The sequence below is a fragment of the Caballeronia sp. LZ033 genome, from assembly GCF_031451265.1.
Lineage (GTDB): Bacteria > Pseudomonadota > Gammaproteobacteria > Burkholderiales > Burkholderiaceae > Caballeronia.
In genome coordinates, this window is the sequence record NZ_JARUXQ010000061.1 from 1 (window position 1) to 399 (window position 399).

Annotated in this window: 1 protein-coding gene; it reads left to right on the plus strand. The window is 62.2% G+C overall.

From position 1 onward, the window contains the following. A partial coding sequence (gene tssI / locus QCE62_RS35375; RefSeq protein ID WP_309928050.1) for a type VI secretion system tip protein TssI/VgrG occupies positions 1-399 on the plus strand: 399 nt, incomplete at both ends.

Sequence of the window (399 nt, forward strand, 5' to 3'; positions counted from 1 at the left end):
GGCAGGCGAGACCATCTGGACCGATCAGCACGGCCGCGTGAAGCTGCAATTCCGCTGGGACCGCTACGGCAAGAGCGACGAGAACAGCTCGTGCTGGGTACGCGTCTCCGATGCCTGGGCCGGTTCGAATTACGGTGGGATCTACATCCCGCGTATCGGTCAGGAAGTGGTGGTGGATTTCATGAACGGCAACATCGATCGCCCGCTCATCACAGGACGCGTCTACAACGCCTCGCAGATGCCGCCGTTCAACCTGCCCGACTCGGCCACGCAAAGCGGCTTTCTCACGCGCACGCCCGGCGGCAACAGCAGCAACGCCAACATGTTCCGCTTCGAGGACAAGCAGGGTTCGGAGCAGATCAAGCTGCACGCCGAGCGCAATTACGACACGTCGGTGGA